This is a genomic window from Paraneptunicella aestuarii, assembly GCF_019900845.1.
GTDB lineage: Bacteria > Pseudomonadota > Gammaproteobacteria > Enterobacterales > Alteromonadaceae > Paraneptunicella > Paraneptunicella aestuarii.
Genome location: NZ_CP074570.1, coordinates 2,117,383 through 2,137,185, shown reverse-complemented (window position 1 = coordinate 2,137,185; position 19,803 = coordinate 2,117,383). Strand labels below are relative to the sequence as shown.

The following is a 19,803-nucleotide window of genomic DNA, read 5'->3' as shown; positions in this document are numbered from 1 at the left end:
GGCTAAACCTCGTTGTACACAATGTAGAGCGTTGCCAAAGGCGGCAAAGTCAAACGAATGGAACGTGGACGCCCATGACAAGGCTCATGTTCAGAATGCAAATGGTGATTCACAGTATAATCACTGCCCCAATATTGCCCCTCATCGGTATTCAAGACTTGCTGATATTCACCATCATCAAGCACACCAAAGCGCATGTTTTCTCTTGGTACAGGAGTGAAATTGCTGATCACATACACCTTTTGTTTTCCATCTCGTGATTTTCTAACAAACGCCAAAATACTTTGCTCATGGTTATGATGATCAATCCACTCAAAGCCGTCTGATTCCCCGTCCATGTCATGCAAAGCAGGTAACGTAGCATACAAATGATTGACGGAACGAAACAGAGCGTGTGCTCCTCTGTGTTTGTCATAATCCAATAAATGCCAGCTTAGGGAACTGGAATGGTTCCACTCTTCGGGTTGACCGATTTCGTTGCCCATGAAATTGAGTTTCTTGCCCGGATGTCCATACATGAAGGCGGTGTAACAACGTAAATTCGCGGCTTGCTGCCACTCGTCACCGGGCATCTTGCGTAATAAAGAACCTTTACCATGCACCACTTCATCATGAGAAATGGGTAAAACGAAGTTCTCATCGAAGGCATATACCAAGCTGAACGTAATTTCGTTGTGATGATGGCTGCGATAAGCCGGATCTTTGGAAATGAAGTGTAAGGAATCGTGCATCCAGCCCATATTCCACTTAAAGCCGAATCCCAAACCACCTTCGTAAACCGGGCGAGATACTTTGGGAAAAGCCGTTGATTCTTCTGCTACCGTGAATGATTTCGGAAACTTGTCATACACTTCCTTATTCATCCACTGCAACAAACTAATGGCTTCGTAGTTTTTGTTGCCACCATCAATATTCGGGATCCACTCCCCTTCTTTACGGGAATAATCCAGATACAACATCGATGCCACGGCATCCACTCGCAACCCGTCAATATGAAACTTATCCACCCAAAACAACGCGTTAGCTACCAGAAACTGGCGTACCGTGTCTTTACCGTAATCGTAGATGCATGAATTCCAGTCAGGATGCCAGCCTTTACGGGGATCTTCGTACTCATACAAATGAGTACCATCGAATCGCGCCAAGCCATGACCGTCTTCTGGAAAATGAGCAGGCACCCAATCCATGATCACGCCAATCCCGTTTTGGTGACACTGATCAACGAAGTATTTGAAATCGTCTGGCGTACCAAATCGACTGGTAGGTGAAAACAAGCCAACAGGCTGATAGCCCCAGGAACCATCAAAAGGGTGTTCTGAAACCGGCAGCATTTCAATGTGAGTAAAGCCCATGTCTTTCACATAGGGAATTAACTGTTCTGCAAGCTCTCGATAAGTCAGTGAACGCGATGTGCCATCTTCATTGATATGGCGTCGCCAGGAACCTAAATGCACTTCATATATACTCATTGCCGAGCTGTACAAATTAGGTGATTCACGCTCCATCCACGCCTGGTCTTGCCACTGATAGCCATTCTGATCAAAGACTTCCGATGCTAAAGAAGGATATTGATGAGAATAGAAACCAACGGGGTCGGCTTTGTGAGGTAATTGATGCCCGTGTTTGTCCTTAATCTGATACTTGTATTGAACACCAGCATTCACACCCGGAACAAACAAGACCCAATACCCCATATCGGTTTTTTGCATGGGATGGCAAGCACCATTCCACCAGTTAAAATCACCAATCACCGAAACCGCAGAAGCATTGGGGGCGAACACAGCAAATCGTGTTCCTTTCACACCGTCTTTCAGACCTACATGCAATTCAATTAATTGAGCACCAAGCTGGTTATAGACATTCTCAGGATGATGATCGACGTAATGCACAGCATGATATGCCTGAGCCTCAAACTGGTAGGGGTCGATCACTTCATGAACGCCATTCGCCGTCGTGACCTGAAAAGAATATAGAAAATGTTCCTGACAATCAGACAACTCAGCCACAAACAAATCAAGTTCACCCTGCTTCTGTAATTCCCCAAGATCAGCTCCGGTTTCCAGATTCGTCGCTGAAACCGACTCGGCATGAGGCAACCAAGCCCTTAAAATGAACCCCTCTTCCGTTTTATGAAGACCAAGAAACTCGAAAGGGAATGGACACCTGGCTTGTTGAAGTTGTTGCTCAATTTGCATAATTCTTTACTTACACTGTTACTGATTGCAAAAAGTCAAACCGGGATATAGGAATCCCGGTTTAGATGGTCGGCTCTTAATAAACACGATTGAACGCTATTGCTCTGACACCTTGTTTCGGGTTTCAGTTAATCCAAGAGCCAAACTATTCAAAACAGGATCGGTGAAGATCTGTTCAAGGTTACGAGTCAATTTACGCTTCCAGTTTGGATACTCATTGCACGTTCCCGGAATATTCACCGGCTTATCCATTTCTAACCAATCTTCCAATTGTAGACTCAATAATGCACTTGAGCCTTTTGCCATGTGATATTGCATACCGTGGTTCAATTCTTTATGCATACCCAGTTGATCCACTGAATGTGGCGTCCACTCAGGAATAGACTGATGTCCATGCAAGCTGTCCAGAATCTGCTGTTTATTGTCATGACGACTGGTATATAACTGCGCCAATACTTCTTCGCTTGGATACAAATTCAATTCTTTGCCCAACTCCAAATCCAGACAATGCCAATAACCGGTCAAGGTAGGCATATCATGAGTTGTTAGCGTTGCCATTGACTGCACAGGGTAATGGCTGGGAGAGAAGAAACCACCATCTTCTGATTGCTCGAAGAAGAATACGCGATACGAATGCACACCATTTTCTTCCAGCTTGTCGCGAATTTCGTCAGGAACCGTTCCCAAATCTTCACCAATGACCAGGCTCTGGTTACGATGACTTTCCAGCGCCAAAATACCCAGTAAATCATCCACCGGATAATAAACATAACCGCCTTCACTGGGTTTATCGCCCTTAGTCACCCACCACAATCTTAACAGTGCCATAACATGATCTATACGCAGCGCACCGCTGGACTGCATGTTAGTGCTGAATAAATCAATAATCGGCTGGTAACGTTGCTGATACAAAATATCAGGATCCATTGGAGGCAAACCCCAATCCTGTCCTAGCGGCCCGAGTACATCTGGTGGCGCGCCAACACTGGCATCAACCACATACAAATCACGATTACCCCAGATTTCCGCACTGCCTTCACTCACACCAACCGCCAAATCACGGTAAATACCAATCTTCATGCCTGAATCCAAGGCCGTCTGATTGGCTTGCTCTAACTGCTTGGCGGCTTGCCATTGCAAGAACATATAAAAAGTGACACGTTTAAGATTGGCTTTCTTAAATTTGGCAACACCCTTGTTGTGGTATTCGTTTACATCTTTTGGAAAAACAGGCCATCCCCAACAGGCTTTGCCTTGAGTCGCCAAATCTTCTTGAATCGCATCATAGGTAGCCAGCATGTCCAGGCTTTCACCGCCTTGTTCAACGAAAGCCTTAAATTCTTTCGACACTTCATTGTTCTTGCTTAAAAAAGCTTCGTACTGATAATCAAAAATAGCATTCAACACCTGTAACTTCATACGGGTTACAGCATCGTAATCAACATACTCGATGTTACGAACATGGTTCAAGGAAGCTTTGAACTCAGCACTGTTCACTATCGTCTGTACCGATTCCTGCTCATAACCTTCTATTTTGGTTACATCCAGATAGATAAAGTTAATCCAGCGGCGAGAAGACGGTGAATACGGGCTACAGTTATCAGGGCTGGCAGGATACAGTGCATGAATAGGGTTCAAACCAACAAATTGCGCACCTTGACGCCCGGCCTGTTGCAGCAGATAAGACAAATCAGAAAAGTCACCTACACCCCAGTTGTTTTCGCTACGCAAACAATACAGTTGAACACTTAAGCCCCACACTTTTTTGCCCGCAGCAATATCCTCTTGTTTGTAGCAGCTCTTCGGTGCAACAACCAAACGCATATCGGCAAGATGATCACCATCATCAGAGCGTAACGTGACCGTATGATAGCCAAGCGGCAAGTCACCATTGATATCAACAATGTATTCCTGAAACTCTACGTCATCGATGTGGGTGACATTAATCAGCTCGCCATCAGAGGGAACAAAATTTTGTTGCATTCTTTCACCTTGCTCGGTCTCGATATCAAGGATGAAAGAATCATTCACCAGTTCAATAGGTAATCTGATTGCGGTAAGTAATGTGTCCCCTACCCGGTTTACTTGCACCGGATTTAAAGGCAACATCCAGCTCTCGTTAATTTGCTCTTGTAATTGGTCTTTCAGGGTATTTTCATCATCGACCTGGTAGCCCATGACGCGGAGTAATTTGATTTTACTTTCTTCGCTAACCTTAGCAGGTTTGCCCCATGCATCTACATAATTGGATTCAATGCCACGCAACTCGACTAGTTTTTCGATAACAGAGGAGGTCATTTGGATTCTTCTTTCCTGTGAGCTATTTTTAGTCAAACAATAGCCAAATCTATCTTCTGGAGATAGTTGTCTGTAAAAGCCCTACAATATTCCAAAATGAAGTAATTTGCACGAGGGAAATTTGTAATTTAGCAACATTTTAGCTAAATTTTTTGCTATTGAGTTGTATTTGATCCATAATTTTCTGTAATTTTATTTCATATCGATTATTGATTATAACCCTTCGAGGAAAGCTCCCATGGCAATAAAAGTTGGTATTAACGGATTTGGACGCATTGGTCGCTTCGTTTTTCGTGCAGCAATGGCGCGTGATGACATTGAAATTGTTGGTATCAATGACTTGTTAGATCCTGAATACATGGCCTATATGTTGAAGTACGATTCAACCCATGGCCGTTTCAACGGTGACGTTGTCGCAGAAGGTAATCAGTTAGTTGTTAATGGTAAAGGTATTCGCGTAACCGCAGAAAAAGATCCGGCAAATCTGGCTTGGGGTGATATCGGCGCAGAGGTTGTTGTTGAATCAACCGGTTTATTCCTGACCGACGAAACAGCTCGCAAACACCTTCAAGCTGGTGCGAAAAAAGTCGTGATGTCAGCCCCTTCCAAAGACGACACCCCGATGTTTGTAATGGGTGTTAACGACAAAGATTATGCCGGTCAGGAGATTGTTTCCAACGCCTCGTGTACCACAAACTGCCTGGCACCTTTGGCAAAAGTGATTCATGACAAATTCGGTATTGTTGATGGCTTGATGACAACCGTTCACGCGGTAACAGCAACACAAAAAACCGTAGATGGCCCATCACATAAAGACTGGCGTGGTGGTCGTGGTGCTTACCAAAACATCATCCCATCTTCTACTGGCGCAGCAAAAGCAGTAGGTAAAGTCATTCCTGATTTAAATGGCAAATTAACCGGTATGTCTTTCCGTGTACCAACGGCCGATGTATCTGTGGTTGACCTAACCGTTAACCTGGCAAAAGGCGCAAGCTACGAAGCCATTTGTGCAGCAGTAAAAGAAGCGTCTGAAGGCGAACTAAAAGGTATTTTGGGTTACACCGAAGACGAAGTGGTTTCTCAAGATTTCATTGGCGACACTCGTACCTCTATCTTCGACGCCAAAGCGGGTATCGCACTCACAGACAACTTTGTAAAACTGGTTGCCTGGTACGACAACGAAATCGGCTACTCAAACAAAGTTCTGGATTTAGTTGCTCATATCAGCAAATAATCTAACCAGATAATGTCGAAAGGCGGCTCCTATAGCCGCCTTTTTCGTGTCTGACGAGGGCGCGATCACGTTTTATTAAAAAGACAAAATAGAAGAATAAAAGGAAAACACGATGGAATTGCCTCAATCAGTGTCAATACAACAACAGGGTAACAATCAAATACTCTGCATTGATAACCAACATGCCAGCATGAAGTTGTCTTTATTTGGCGCTCAGGTTTTCAGCTTTGTACCCAAACACGACGGTCGAGAGCGTTTATGGCTAAGTCCCCTCACCCATCTTGATGGCAGTGAAACCATTCGCGGTGGCACTCCACTCTGCTGGCCCTGGTTTGCCAATCAGTTTCCTCAAGGAAGCTCTGTTTTACCTGCTCATGGTTTTGTGCGTAATCAGTATTGGCAAATGATTTCGTGTGAAGAGGATACTAACGGAACCCATCTTGTTCTTGAATGCCCCAATACGTCGGCGCAAGGCTTCCCTTATTCAGCCAAACTTACCGTTGAGATCACCGTATCAAGTGAACTGGAAATCAAACTAATCACAGAAAACATCGGCGACGAAGCCTTTAACATCACTGCTGCATTACATACCTACTTTGCCGTTGATGACCTTTCAAGCTACTTCATTTATGGTGTGACCGGTGAATATCTGGATAAAACCCGCGCAATGAATCGCTTTACAACTCCGTCGAATTATCAACTCAGTGAAGAAACCGACCGTATTCACTACAGCGATTCACGCGCCATTGCCCTGTGTAATCATGACGGTAGCCAAAAAACAGAAATAACTCAGGAAGGCCATGACAGCATTGTGATTTGGAACCCATGGCAGGAAGAAGCTCGCAAAGTTAGCAATATACCAGATGCGGATTATGTGAAATTTGTGTGCATTGAAGCAGCAGTAACTCAGGAGTTGAGCATTGTTCCTGGGGAGCAGCACCAGCTAATCCAGCGAATTTCCTGAGCTGATAAGAAATAAATAGAAAGAAAACTAAAGACAAGAATGCATTGAGGCGCTTGGGCTCACTATCCATTAACGCCTCAATGTGAAATGCAACTGATACTTAGCTGAGATCCAGCTCGCTTTATCTAAATAAGTGTACTTAACTGCAAGTCAGCCACAGAAATTTATCGCAGACTCGCCGTGAATCAATCCATTGAGGCTCCACAGCCGCTTCCCTGCGGCTGAGGGTCTGCTCAAAACTTTCTGTTGCTGACTGATAGTTTGGAATAGCTATTTAGCTTGCTTTATCCAGTTGGGCCGCACCCGCAATGGCATCCTGAGCCAGCTTGGTAATACGATCATAATCGCCCGATTTCAATGCATCTTCCGGCACTAACCATGAACCGCCTACACAACGAATATTCGGCAAAGCCAGGTAATCCAGATAGTTGTTAGCATCAATGCCGCCTGTCGGGCAGAACACCACATTCGGGAATGGGCCACCAATGGATTTAATCGCTTTAACGCCACCCGAAGATTCCGCCGGGAAGAATTTGAAATGGTCGTAGCCCAAATCAATTCCGCTCATGAGTTCAGAAATGGAGGAAATTCCCGGGATCAATGCGATATCCCCCGTATTCCCCGCTTGCAGCAATTCTTTAGTCATCCCCGGGCTGATAGCAAACTGTGCGCCCGCTTCCTGAACCTGCTTTAACTGCTCAGCATTGATCACCGTACCCGCACCAACAATGGCCTCAGGGACTTCTCTGGCAATCACAGAAATCACGTCCAGCGCAACCGGTGTACGTAACGTTACTTCCAACACCTTAATGCCGCCCGCTAACAACGCCTTTGCCATAGGAACGGCATACTCAACGTCTTTTACTACCAAGACCGGTACAACAGGGCCTTGTGAGAAAATCTCTTCGGCAGATCTCTTCCAATTTTTATTTTGCATAATCTACTAGCCCTTAAAATACTGTTCCAAGTAAGCAGCGGCACCCAATAACCCGTGATCAGGTTCGGTGATAACAAACGTTGGTATCGCTGAAACATATTGACTAAAGCGCCCTTTTGCTTCGAAACGCTTTCTAAAATCGCTGGCTTCCAGAAAATCAACAAAGCGTTGAGTTATGCCACCAGCAATGTAAACCCCGCCATGAGTTCCCAAGTTCAATGCCAAATTACCGGCAAAGGTTCCCATGTTGGCGCAAAACTGATTTAACGCGGCTTCACATAGCTTGCAGGTTCCTGCAACCGCATGTTTGCTCACATCAGAAGGTTCAGTGAACTCGGCTGGTACGCCTTGATGCTGCGCCAACGCTTGGTAAATCTGAACCAAACCCCGTCCAGACATCACTTCTTCCGCAGAGGCATAACCATATTTCTCACGTAGGAAGCGCCAAACAATCAAATCGGTTTCATCGACAGGCGCAAAGTCAACGTGACCACCTTCACCATCCAGAGGCTGCCAACGTGAACCCGTATTCACCAGATGTCCAACACCTAAGCCTGTACCAGGACCAAATACCGCGATATTGCCGTTAACACGGGCTTCACCGCCGCCAATTTGCTTCTTCTGTTCAGGTTTAAGTACGGGCAATGACATCGCTACCGCATCGTAATCGTTGATCACGCCTAACCAATCCAGGCGCAAGTTAGCTTTCAATTCCTGTATGGAAAATTGCCAATGGTGATTGGTCATCTTGACTCTGTCTTCAATAACAGGGCAGGCAATACCTATACAGCCCGCACGAAAGCGAATGTCGGGAAACTGATCGAAATACAGTTGAATGACATCCGCAATGGTGTCGTAGTCCTTGCATAAATACTTTTTAATATCAATGAGTTCGCCGTGTACTTCTCTAGCCAAACGAATGTTGGTGCCACCGACATCAGCAACAAAACGACCGCTCACAATACTTGCTCCTGAGCTCCGAATAATGAACATGCACCTTCTTCTGCACCAGTCAGAGAAGCGCGCACACCAGCAAATAACTCTCTCCCCATACCTACTTGATGATGAGCAAGGTCGGCTTGTTTCGGATCACGCTTCGCTAATTCTTCATCGGATACATGAAGAATTAATTCGCCGGTCTGGGAATTCAACTCAATCACGTCGCCATTTTGAACCTTAGCCAGCATACCGCCGTCGTAAGCTTCCGGCGTAACGTGAATAGCAGCAGGCACTTTGCCCGACGCCCCCGACATACGACCATCAGTAACCAAAGCCACTTTAAAGCCACGATCCTGCAATACTCCCAGCGGAGGCGTTAAGCGATGAAGTTCAGGCATACCAATGGCTTTTGGCCCCTGGAAACGAACCACCACAATGCAGTCTTTATCCAAATCGCCGGCTTTAAACGCCGCATCCAATTCAAACTGATCTTCAAACACCACCGCTGGCGCAGTAATAATGCCGGCACCATCGCGTAGCGCAGAAGTTTTGATAACACCACGACCCAGGTTGCCATTCAGAACACAAACACCGCCATCCGGCTTAAAGGGTTTGTCTACTGTCGCAACGACTTCGGGGTCGAATGATTCTGTTGGCCCGGCTTGCCATTCCAACTGACCATCAACTAACTTGGGCTCTTGGGTGTACTTCTCTAATCCACGGCCACAAACCGTATTAACGTCGTTATGCAACAAACCGGCATCTAACAGCTGTTTGAACAACAAGGCCATGCCACCCGCGGCAGTGAAATGGTTAATGTCAGCCGAACCGTTAGGGTAAATGCGTGTAATCAAAGGCACTGATTTGGAGATATCAGAGAAATCATCCCAGTTAATGTGATAACCCGCAGCACGAGCAACAGCGATCATATGCATGGTGTGATTAGTTGAACCACCAGTGGCAAGCAAGCCTACCAAGCCATTAACGATAGATTTGGCATCAACGATATGACCAATCGGCATGTAATCCGCACCCAGATCCGTTAAACGAGTAACTTGGCGAGCAGCAGCATTGGTTAATTCATAACGTAAAGGCGTACCCGGATTAACAAATGAAGAACCTGGCAAATGTAAGCCCATCAATTCCACAATCAACTGGTTACTATTTGCCGTACCGTAGAAGGTACAAGTACCGGCTGAATGATAAGATTTAGACTCAGCTTCCAGCAGCTGGTCGCGACCGACTTTACCTTCTGCAAAGGCCTGACGAATACGGGCTTTTTCCTTATTAGGAATACCAGAAGGCATAGGGCCAGCAGGTACAAATACGGTAGGCAAATGACCAAAGCTTAATGACGCCATCAATAGCCCGGGGACGATCTTGTCGCAAATCCCCAGCATCAAGGCACCATCGAACATATTGTGAGATAACGCGACAGCAGCAGATTGCGCAATAATATCGCGGCTCATCAAACTTAAATCCATGCCCGGATTACCTTGTGTAACACCGTCACACATAGCAGGTACTGCGCCAGCAAACTGGGCTACGCCGCCAACAGAAGCCACCGCTTCTTTAATTTGCTGAGGATACGTTTCATAAGGCTGATGCGCCGACAACATATCATTGTAAGAAGACACAATACCGATATTGGCTTTTACCATATTGGTCAAAGAGGTTTTGTCTTCCTTACTGCAAGCGGCAAACCCGTGAGCGAGGTTTCCACATGATAAAACACCCCGGTGTGGCCCTTTACGACGTGCGTGTTCAATTTTATCCAAATACGCCTGTCTCGAACGTTTACTGCGTTCAATAATGCGTTCGGTCACTTCCAGGATGGTGGAATTCATCATTATCTCCTATTTCTCCTATCTATCTTAAGCTTAAGGAGCCCACATTAATTCAACATCGGCATGCTGCAATACAGCTCGAATGGGCATTTCCAGCGGATCATCACCTGCCAGTGCCTGCTCAATAACTGCCTTTTTACCGTCACCAGTCAAGTGCAAGAAAATGTGTTTGCTATTCAATATAGATTTCAATGTCAAAGACATACGCTGATGCGGTGCCGTTGTCGGCTGCACAGCGATGTAACAGGCATCGGTATTCAAATCCAAACCCGCTTTAATTTGTTGTGAACACGGGAACAAAGAAGCGGTGTGACCGTCTTCCCCCATGCCTAAAATCAATACGTCGAAAGGCTGTTTGATATTGACCAGATTCTCAGTACAGGTAGCCACTGCATCTTCCGCATTGCTTTCAGCGCTTTTCAGCCCGACAAAATTGGCTTTAGCGGCATGAGACTGCAACAGGTTTTCGCGTACCATTTTGGTATTGCTGCTTTCATCAGTTTCATCAACCCAACGTTCATCAACCAGGCTGACATCGACCTTACTCCAGTCAATGCTGGTTTCTGACAGTTGTTTAAATAAAGGCATAGGCGTTCGACCGCCCGACACCAGCAAGCTGGCGCGACCTTCCTGACTAATGGCTTCTTGCAATATTTGCACAATACGCTCAGCAAAAGCGGCATTCAGATCTTCTGCTGATTTAAAAATATTTTCTATCACCGTTTGGCTCCTGAGCTTAATTGTCGCGCTTGGCTGTACTGTCGTACCAACCACGATCATCACGAGCCATCAAAGCGACAGAAGACGTTGGCCCCCATGAACCCGCCGGATAACCCTCAGGTTCTTCGTTGGTTGCTTTCCACGCATCAAAAATGCCATCAACCCAGGTCCAGGCTTGTTCGATTTCGTCACGACGAACAAACAATGACTGATCGCCTAACATCACTTCCAACAACAATTTTTCGTAAGCATCAGGAATACGCTCATTTTTGAACGCTTCAGAGAAACTCAGGTTCAGTTTGGATTTCTGCAAATTCATCGAACTTTCACCGCCCAAACCAGGCACCTTGTTCATGACAGTAATCTCTACGCCTTCATCAGGCTGCAAACGAATGGTTAACTTATTGGAAGGTAACTTGGCAAAACTGTCTGAAAACAGGTTGTGCGGTTGGCGTTTAAAATAAATAACCACTTCACTGACCTTGCTTTGCATACGCTTACCAGTACGCAAATAGAAAGGCACACCCGCCCAACGCCAGTTGTCAATTTCCACTTTCAGAGCAACAAAACTTTCAGTTCTACTGGATTTGTTGGCGCCTTCTTCTTCCAGATAGCCCGGGACTTCTTTGCCCTTAACATAACCAGAGGTGTATTGGCCACGAACCGTATTGTCACTGACGTTATCCTTATTAATAGGACGCAATGACTTCAGCACTTTCATTTTTTCGTCGCGAATACTGTTTGCATCCAGACTGGCTGGCGGCTCCATCGCGATCAGGGTCAAGATCTGCAATAAGTGGTTTTGCACCATGTCACGGGTTTGTCCCGCTTCATCAAAATAGCCCCAACGCCCTTCAATACCCACAGATTCAGCAACCGTGATCTGAACATGATCAATACAGTTGTGATCCCAGTTATTAGTAAAAATGGCATTCGCGAAACGCAATGCGATCAGGTTCAATACCGTTTCTTTACCCAGATAATGATCGATACGGTAGATTTGGTTTTCGTTAAAGAACTCAGCCACCTGATTATTAATGACCATTGAAGATTCCAGGTCGTGACCGATTGGCTTTTCCAATACCACACGAACAGTTTCATCAATCACATTAGCCTGATGCAAGCCCTTACAGATATCACCATAAATACTTGGCGGCGTCGCTAAATAGCACACCATAGTGCGAGCCTTATCGACATTCGCCTGCAAGACGGAATAGCTGTCGTAGTCTTTCATGTCGATTTGGACATAATCCAATTTTTCTTTGAAACGACCCCAGGTTTCTTCACAGATACTTTCATTTAAGAAAGTTTCCAGATTTTCTCTTACCTGAGCGACGAATTCTTCAGCAGTATGCTCGTAACGAGCGACACCGATAATGCGAGTTTGTTGATGCATCAAGCCAATTTTTTCTAATTGATACATCGAGGGCAATAATTTGCGTCGAGCCAAGTCCCCTTTTGTGCCAAAGAGGACAAAATCACAAGGTTCAAGCGCTTTATTTGGTACCATGAAACGTTACCTTCTAAATTTATTACATTAGCTGTTCGTTAAAAGCTGTAAATTTACTATATTTAACGACTAAAATCGGCTTCAATGTGCGATAGTAAACTATATTTGTAGTAAATTTACAACTTAATATCTTTTTTTTGACCTATGACGAAAATACTGTCAGCCTTTTAGCTGTAACTATTACACAAGTTTGTGTTAAAAAATTACAAATACAACCCGATCATTATAAAGTAGAATTTTAAGAACGCATGAACATTCTCGAAAAGATCGCCCAAAACAAAGGGGCATTTAGCAAGTCTGAAAGGAAGGTCGCAGAAGTCATTCTAGCTAACCCTCAAACAGCAATTCACTCCAGTATCGCGACGTTGGCAAAAATGTCAGATGTAAGCGAACCTACAGTAAACCGCTTTTGCAGACGACTTGATACTAAAGGTTTTCCCGACTTTAAACTGCATCTGGCACAAAGCCTGGCCAATGGCACACCCTATGTAAATCGCCATGTAGAAGAAGATGACGGGCCAGAGGAATACACCAACAAGATCTTTGAATCCACAATGGCAGCGCTGGAAGTGGCTCGTCAGTCGGTGGATATCAACGCCATTAATCGAGTTGTCGATTTGCTAACCCAGGCAAAGAAAATTTCATTTTTTGGTTTAGGCGCATCCGCCTCAGTCGCCCATGACGCACTGAACAAGTTCTTCCGATTCAATGTTCCGGTTGTGTACTTTGAAGACATCCTGATGCAGCGTATGAGCTGTATGAACAGCAGCGAAGGTGATGTGGTTGTGTTAATTTCTTACACTGGCAGAACCAAAAGTCTGGTAGAAATCGCACAAATCGCCAAAAGTAACGATGCCATCGTGGTTGGGATCACTTCCGCTTCCAGCCCTCTGGCAGCAGAATGTAACCTGATATTAGGCTTGGAAGTACCAGAAGATACCGACATGTATATGCCAATGGCGTCGCGTATTGCACAGCTAACCCTAATAGACATACTGGCTACAGGCTTTACTCTGCGTAGAGGAAGCAAGTTCAGGGAGAACCTGAAACGCGTTAAAGATACCTTGCGCGATTCACGTTTCGATAAGCGTTCTCAGTAACGACTCAATAAGTCATCAGTAAATAAAAAATTACGACATTTCGCATTTCATTCGCAAACATTTCATGACAATCCGATGAATTTTATGTCATCGGATTTCACTTCCACGCCATTTTGCATTAGAATTTTGTAATAAAATTACATTTTACAGTTTAGCAACAGAATTCTGCTTGGAATTAACACAACACTTGTGCGTTAAAATGTAAAACTTCTGTCTGGCATTCGCAGTTACTTGCTTTGACATTCAATATAAAGACTCAATATAAAGACTCAATATAAAAACCAGTACCAAGACCCTTTACAATAATAGAGCGACAGATCAAATGCTAAGAAGAACCAAAATCCTGGCCACGCTAGGGCCTTCTACCGATTCAACTGAAAGTATCCGCGCTATTCTGGAAGCCGGTGCCAATACGGTACGTATGAACTTTTCCCATGGCACTGCAGAAGATCATATTCAACGAGCTCAGCGAGTACGCGATGCAGCTCAATCACTAGGCAAATATGTAGCTATATTAGGCGACCTGCAAGGCCCTAAAATCCGTGTTGCCAAATTTAAAGAAGGCTCTGTTCACCTGAAAGTCGGCGCCCATTTTATTCTCGATGCGCAACAAGGCACCAATGACGGTAATCAGGATTCGGTTGGTATTGATTACAAAGCCCTGCCTCAAGACGTTAAAAGCGGCGACATTCTGCTATTGGATGACGGTCGTATTCAATTGAAAGTCACTTCCGTTGAAGGCGACAAGGTACACACCGAGGTATTGGTTGGCGGCAAACTATCGAACAACAAAGGGATTAACCGCCAGGGCGGCGGATTATCTGCCGACGCTCTGACCGAAAAAGACAAAGAAGATATTAAAACCGCCGCCAAGATTGGCGTGGATTACCTGGCAGTCTCCTTCCCTCGCTGTGGTGACGACTTACGTTACGCTCGCCGTTTAGCCGAAGAAGCCGGATGCTTTGCCAAGATCTGCGCCAAAGTAGAACGCGCAGAAGCCGTTGCCACACAAGAAGCCATGGACGACATCATCTTAGCCAGCGACGCCGTGATGGTCGCTCGTGGAGACTTGGGGGTTGAAATTGGTGACGCCGAGCTGGTCGGTGTACAAAAGAAACTGATCTCTCGTTCTCGTCAGCTGAACAAAATTGTCATCACAGCCACACAAATGATGGAATCCATGATTTCCAACCCCATGCCAACTCGCGCAGAGGTAATGGACGTAGCGAACGCGGTTCTGGATGGCACAGATGCGGTTATGCTTTCCGCAGAAACCGCAGCAGGTGAATACCCGGTTGAAACCGTTGCAGCCATGGCTCGTGTTTGCGAAGGCGCAGAGACTCACCCTAGCGTGCGCATCTCCAAACACCGCGTAGACGAGAAATTCAGCAGCATTAGCGAAACCACCGCCTTGTCAGCGGTTTACGCAGCTAACCATCTGCCAACTATCACCGCTATCGTGGCACTAACCGAAAGCGGCGGCACAGCAAAGCTGATGTCACGTATTACCAGCTCATTGCCTATCTACGGCTTATCTCGCCATGAAAGCTCATTAAATACTATGGCGTTGTTTAGAGGCGTGAAACCGGTTTACTTTGATTCCAGCAACAGCCAACCCGGCGAACTGAAAAAAGACGTTATCACCTGTCTGATGGAAAAAGGACTGGTTAAATCCGGCGACCAATTCATTATGACCTACGGCGATGAAATGGAAACCGTCGGCGCAACCAACGGCTGTAAGATTGTTACAGTGCCGTAAGGTTGATTGGGTTTGACTTGGTTGAGTGACTAGATGATTTAACGCCAGTGGAAGGGTTCTGCTGGCGTGAACAAGGAAATAAAATTAGAAGAATAATGGCATTGACCTACTGATCTAATTGGAGTTCATTCAAAAACGCTGTAACTTGGACATCTAACCCTGTTGCTCGACTTCGAAATCTTTGTCCTGACAAATTTTTCAAATCAAAAATAACTTTAAGTAGCGATTCAAAAGATAATTTTTGATTGCTCGATAAATTAACATTAGAGGCAACTTCACTAACACTTTTTGCAAGTGTTTCCAGACGATGAATTTTCACATCTTCGTTATCGGCCAACGAAGTACCTGCGGATATATACTTCGCATTTAAAATAATGCTTTCGACGTTTCTATTCATCTTGTAATTCCTTCTCTTAATTAACGCGTATATTAGATACAAGCCTCTTTAAAAAACTAATGGCTTATTGTGGTGAATGAATCACCTATAGAAATTTATCGCAGACTCGCCGTTAATCCATCCGTGGAGGCTCCACCGTCGCATCCCTGCGACGGAGGGTCTGCTTATAATTTTCTATAGGTGACGGTAAGTGTGAAAAAACTGTTTATGTTTAGTTTTAAAAAAGACACCAATCACTTTCACAAAAACACTTCTGCCAGCATACAGCGCACGCTGCCGCCACCGACTTTTTCGATATGACTAACGTCGAAAGACAACAACTCTCCAGACTTTTGCAGAATGACTTTTTGTTCTTCGCTGAAAGCTTCAAACGCGGTTTTGGACATTGTCAGGCAAGGTTTGCCGTCTTTGTTTTTCAGTTGCAGTACGTTGCCACAGAAAGCAGCAAGTTGAGCTTCATCGATTTCAACAATGTTCTTGCCTTTTAAGCTGTCCAGCACCTGCTCTCGCTGGCTATCGGGGATCACTTCTGAACAGATAATGGCGTAGTCGATTCCAACGCTCAGCATCACGTTGGTATGATAAACGGGTTTCCCTGAGGATAAATTCGTATCGAAAGCAACCACATCACTCACTTGTAAACGCTGGGCGCATTGCTCCAACAAGATGTGATTACAGCGTTGTGAAATGGCGGCATAAACACGGTTGTTCTTATGGTCGAACACCATCGCGCCAGTACCTTCCAATTTTGCTTTCTCTACAGCGAGAGAGCGGATATCAATAACGTTTTTAACTTTGTAGCCTTGAGCTTCCAGGCACTGAATTAACAGTTCAGGGCGCACTTCCTTTTGACGGTTTTCACAGGCCATTGGGTAGAGGTACAAATTTCCATTGCTGTCGGTACTAAACCAGTTATTAGGGAAGACCGCGTCAGGCGTGCCCTCTTGCGCATCATCAAAAACCAGCACGTTTACACCAAAGGCTTGCAAGCCTTGCACCATGACATTGAATTCCGTCATGGCGGCATCCAGCAACTCGGCACTGGTCATGTTGACCTGATGCTGGAATTCGTTGTCCAATCCGGTTTCGCTATTGAAAGCAAAACATTGCGGGGGAACCATTACTACGGTGTCAGTTAAATAAACATCATTACCAGTAACAGGCATACATGCTTCCTCGATTTAGAAATGGTGTAAAAGATAAAGGGTTTTAAGCGTTAGTTTTAAACGACTTCGCTAACGGAAACAGATCAAAGAAATTTTGCGTCGTGATTTCAGCCAGTTCAGACAATGAAACGCCTTTTAGCTGCGCCACATACTCAGCCACTTCCAGCACATAACCGGGCTGATTCTTCTTGCCACGATATGGAACAGGGGCCAACCAGGGAGAATCCGTTTCCACCAATAATGACTCTAACGGCACTTGCCTGACTACGTCTCGTAATTCATCGGCACTGGCAAAAGTGACGATCCCGGAAATTGAGACATAAAAGCCCATATCAATAGCCGCTTTAGCCATGCCCCAAGACTCGGTAAAGCAGTGCAAAACCCCTTTGGTGTGTTCTGCTTTGTACTTTTGCAGCAGTTCAATGGTATCTTCACGCGCGTCGCGAGTATGAATAATCAGCGGCTTGTTCAGCTCATTCGCTACTTTGATATGATCAATAAAAGACGTGGTTTGAACTTCTTTACTGTCGGCACTGTAAAAATAATCCAATCCAGTTTCACCAATAGCTACAACACGCTCATGCTGCGCTGCTTCAAGCAACTCGTCATAACTACAGGCATCTTCCTGATGTAATGGATGCACACCACAAGACGCAGAAACACAATCAAACTCTTCCACCACTTTTAGCATATCCGGGAACTCACGCACCGAAACACCCACGCATAAGAAGTGTTCAACACCTCTATTTCTGGCGAATTCAACGGTTTGTTTTAACTCTTCAGGCGTTTTACCCAATCTGTCCAAATGGCAGTGAGAATCGACTAACACTCTGTTTCCTTTAGCTATAGGTAAGTTTCATATGATGGCGGGCATTAAACCATAATACATGGCTAAAACAACCCCTACCCGAAAGGTTGAAGCTAAAACGGTCTGCCTGTGAATCACTACTCAGAACTACCTGTCAGCACAGAAAGTGATAAGCAGCCCCTCAAACGCAGGGATACGGTTGTGGAGCCTCAAGGAATTGATTCACGGCGAGTCTGCGATAAACGTCTGTGGGTGACTTGCTGTAATGCTGCACTTATTTGAACGTTTGAACGTTTGAACGTTTGAACGTTTGAACGTTTGAACGTTTGAACGTTTGAACGTTTGAACGACATTATCTTTCAACATAAAAAAGAACAAAACCCTCTAACAATACAAACTGTATTACCAGGAAGACGTACTCAAAGTGTTTTGCAAGGAAGTAACAAAACTCGTGAACAATAGCGGTTTATTGATCCCGGTTTGATGCATGCGAGAACTGGTTTCAATCAAAGATTGATAGCATTGCCAGAACTTATCATGTTGCTCGTCAGGGATTGTTTGCATTTGTTGTTTCAAAAACAGTTGCATCCATTCCAGTGACAACTCCAAATGCTCAGCATACTTATTGGCAAACGCATCGCTGCTCATTGCTCTTTGTTTGAGCAGCTCAATATCCTGCGGCAATTGTTTCAGTACGTTAGCATCCTGATCACTTAACAACTGTTGCAAATACAAAGGACGAGACCAATATAACGACACCAATGCCGGATCAGCGACCAGTTGTTCTTGTTCCAGCCAATCTGCCACTTGCTGTTGCTGACTCACTTCAATTAGATTTTTCTGGCAACGGCTTTTAATGGTTGGCAGCAACTTATCCATCTTGTCGGTGAGCAAAAACAGATAGGTGTCTTTGGTGGGCTCTTCCAACGTCTTTAATAACGAATTCGCCGCTGCCACCGTCATTTTATGAGCGTTGTGGATCACTAATACCTTAGCTTGCATCAAGTGCGACGAAGCACTGAGTTTATTGGTGGCTTCACGAATATCATCCACGCCAATTTGCCCTTCCGGTTCAATCAGATAGAAGTCGGGATGACTGCCAGCCAAATACAACTGACAGGACTTGCATTGCCCACACCCAATCGTCTTGGATGTTTGACACAGCAAGGCTTGAGATAATTGCGCGACCAAGCGGGATTTACCCACTCCTTGTTTACCATAGAAAATGATAGCGTGGTGCAAGCTGCCACTTTCGAGGCTGTTTTGCAGCAGTTGATAAGACTTTAATAACCAGGGATACATAGCCTCAACCAACCCAAACAGCTAATTGAGCCAAAATATCGGCTTGCACCTTATCCATTGACTGCATGGAACTGATCACCACAATAGAATCGTTTTGCTCGGCTAATTCAAGATAACGCTGGCGAGTACGTTCAAAGAAACTTAAATCTTCCAGTTCGATGCGATCCAATTCACCTCTGCCTCTGGCACGGCGCAAGCCTTCCGCCGGTTCAACATCGAGGTAAATGGTATAGTCTGGCGCAAAATCGCCTAACGCAACCTGACGCACTGGCATGATCATAGAGTCTGGCAACTGCCTTCCACCGCCTTGATAAGCCTGAGTGGAAAGATCGTGGCGATCACCTAATACCCACTGCCCGGCAGCAAGCGAAGGCTGGATCACGTTTTCTACCAACTGACTGCGCGCAGCATACATGATCAGCAATTCAGTAGCAGGTGTAACCTTCTCTTGCCATGGGTGCTTAACCACGTCTCGCAAGGCTTCTGCACAAGGCGTTCCACCCGGCTCACGAGTACAAACCAAGGGTATGTTTCGCTGATTAAAAAATTGCTTGCAAGTATCTATAGCAGAGGACTTACCTGCCCCTTCCAAGCCTTCAATGACGATGAACTTACCCTTCATAAGCT

16 protein-coding genes are annotated in these 19,803 nt (G+C 45.3%); 4 read left to right on the top strand and 12 right to left on the bottom strand.

Annotation, left to right across the window (positions count from 1 at the left end):
* Nucleotides 1-2: 2 nt before the first annotated feature.
* A complete protein-coding gene (glgB, locus tag KIH87_RS08845; protein WP_232361168.1) occupies nt 3-2,195 on the bottom strand; it encodes a 1,4-alpha-glucan branching protein GlgB in 2,193 nt (730 codons plus the stop codon).
* A 96-nt stretch (nt 2,196-2,291) separates the two neighbouring features.
* Nucleotides 2,292-4,493 carry a 4-alpha-glucanotransferase gene (gene malQ / locus KIH87_RS08840; protein ID WP_232361167.1) on the bottom strand — a complete coding sequence of 734 codons (2,202 nt, stop codon included), beginning with the start codon at nt 4,491-4,493 and terminating at the stop codon, nt 2,292-2,294.
* Nucleotides 4,494-4,731: 238 nt separating this feature from the next.
* Here malQ and gap point away from each other — a divergent pair, with 238 nt between their 5' ends.
* Entirely contained in the window at nt 4,732-5,727 is a 996-nt protein-coding gene (gene gap / locus KIH87_RS08835) for a type I glyceraldehyde-3-phosphate dehydrogenase (RefSeq protein ID WP_232361166.1), read from the top strand.
* A 112-nt stretch (nt 5,728-5,839) separates the two neighbouring features.
* A complete protein-coding gene (locus KIH87_RS08830; RefSeq protein ID WP_232361165.1) occupies nt 5,840-6,691 on the top strand; it encodes a D-hexose-6-phosphate mutarotase in 852 nt (283 codons plus the stop codon).
* A gap of 274 nt (nt 6,692-6,965) precedes the next feature.
* Here KIH87_RS08830 and KIH87_RS08825 read toward each other — a convergent pair whose 3' ends face one another.
* From KIH87_RS08825 to zwf, 5 genes are read right to left on the bottom strand one after another with little or no spacing between them, the layout of a single operon-like run.
* Nucleotides 6,966-7,628, bottom strand: a complete 663-nt coding sequence (locus KIH87_RS08825; protein WP_232361164.1) for a bifunctional 4-hydroxy-2-oxoglutarate aldolase/2-dehydro-3-deoxy-phosphogluconate aldolase — start codon at nt 7,626-7,628, stop codon at nt 6,966-6,968.
* 6 nt (nt 7,629-7,634) lie between these two features.
* Entirely contained in the window at nt 7,635-8,588 is a 954-nt protein-coding gene (locus KIH87_RS08820; protein ID WP_232361163.1) for a glucokinase, read from the bottom strand.
* Nucleotides 8,585-10,414, bottom strand: a complete 1,830-nt coding sequence (edd, locus tag KIH87_RS08815; protein WP_232361455.1) for a phosphogluconate dehydratase — start codon at nt 10,412-10,414, stop codon at nt 8,585-8,587. The genes KIH87_RS08820 and edd overlap by 4 nt, the downstream gene beginning before the upstream one ends.
* Before the next feature lie 33 nt (nt 10,415-10,447).
* On the bottom strand, nt 10,448-11,134 hold the full coding sequence (pgl, locus tag KIH87_RS08810) for a 6-phosphogluconolactonase (RefSeq protein WP_408635798.1): 687 nt from the start codon (nt 11,132-11,134) through the stop codon (nt 10,448-10,450).
* A 16-nt stretch (nt 11,135-11,150) separates the two neighbouring features.
* On the bottom strand, nt 11,151-12,644 hold the full coding sequence (gene zwf / locus KIH87_RS08805) for a glucose-6-phosphate dehydrogenase (RefSeq protein ID WP_232361162.1): 1,494 nt from the start codon (nt 12,642-12,644) through the stop codon (nt 11,151-11,153).
* A gap of 248 nt (nt 12,645-12,892) precedes the next feature.
* On the opposite strand from zwf, the gene KIH87_RS08800 reads away from it, so the two are divergent.
* Both KIH87_RS08800 and pyk read left to right on the top strand, forming a co-directional pair.
* Nucleotides 12,893-13,744, top strand: coding sequence for a MurR/RpiR family transcriptional regulator (locus tag KIH87_RS08800; RefSeq protein WP_232361161.1), 852 nt, complete (start codon nt 12,893-12,895; stop codon nt 13,742-13,744).
* A 322-nt stretch (nt 13,745-14,066) separates the two neighbouring features.
* Entirely contained in the window at nt 14,067-15,503 is a 1,437-nt protein-coding gene (gene pyk, locus KIH87_RS08795; RefSeq protein WP_232361160.1) for a pyruvate kinase, read from the top strand.
* A gap of 106 nt (nt 15,504-15,609) precedes the next feature.
* Here pyk and KIH87_RS08790 read toward each other — a convergent pair whose 3' ends face one another.
* From KIH87_RS08790 to tmk, 5 genes are all read right to left on the bottom strand, one after another.
* Nucleotides 15,610-15,900 (bottom strand): hypothetical protein, encoded by a 291-nt coding sequence (locus tag KIH87_RS08790; protein ID WP_232361159.1) that lies wholly within the window; start codon nt 15,898-15,900, stop codon nt 15,610-15,612.
* 239 nt (nt 15,901-16,139) lie between these two features.
* Complete coding sequence (locus KIH87_RS08785) at nt 16,140-17,066, bottom strand: arginine deiminase-related protein (protein WP_232361158.1); 927 nt, start codon at nt 17,064-17,066, stop codon at nt 16,140-16,142.
* Between the two features lie 43 nt (nt 17,067-17,109).
* Nucleotides 17,110-17,895: a TatD family hydrolase gene (locus KIH87_RS08780; protein ID WP_232361157.1), complete on the bottom strand. Its 786-nt coding sequence runs from the start codon at nt 17,893-17,895 to the stop codon at nt 17,110-17,112.
* 381 nt (nt 17,896-18,276) lie between these two features.
* Nucleotides 18,277-19,176, bottom strand: coding sequence for a DNA polymerase III subunit delta' (holB, locus tag KIH87_RS08775; RefSeq protein ID WP_232361156.1), 900 nt, complete (start codon nt 19,174-19,176; stop codon nt 18,277-18,279).
* A 4-nt stretch (nt 19,177-19,180) separates the two neighbouring features.
* Entirely contained in the window at nt 19,181-19,798 is a 618-nt protein-coding gene (gene tmk / locus KIH87_RS08770; RefSeq protein WP_232361155.1) for a dTMP kinase, read from the bottom strand.
* Nucleotides 19,799-19,803: the final 5 nt, after the last annotated feature.